Origin of the sequence: Mesorhizobium sp. M8A.F.Ca.ET.181.01.1.1, assembly GCF_004792025.1 — a bacterium.
In the GTDB taxonomy this organism is placed as follows: domain Bacteria; phylum Pseudomonadota; class Alphaproteobacteria; order Rhizobiales; family Rhizobiaceae; genus Mesorhizobium.
Genome location: NZ_SRTV01000322.1, coordinates 1 through 284, shown reverse-complemented (window position 1 = coordinate 284; position 284 = coordinate 1). Strand labels below are relative to the sequence as shown.

At 66.9% G+C, this 284-nt stretch carries 1 protein-coding gene; it reads right to left on the bottom strand.

From position 1 onward, the window contains the following. On the bottom strand, positions 1-284 hold a 284-nt coding region (locus tag EN824_RS34790; RefSeq protein ID WP_135933246.1), incomplete at both ends, for an MFS transporter.

The window sequence follows — 284 nt, the reverse complement described above, 5'->3', positions numbered from 1 at the left end:
GTTTCATGCAGCCAGCGGCGCAGGTAAACCGAGAACATGCCGAACACGCCGCCGATCAGGAACGGCAGGCGCCACGCGTAATCGGTCATCTCGGCGGGCGCGAAATTGCGATTCACCGCCGAAGCGATCAGCCAGCCGAGCAGAATGCCCGCGGTGAGGCCGGCTGTCAGCGTGCCGCACGCATAGCCGACGTGCCGCTCGGGCACGTGCTCGGAGACGAACACCCATGCGCCGGGCACTTCGCCGCCGACCGCCGCACCTTGCATCACGCGAAACAGCAGGAG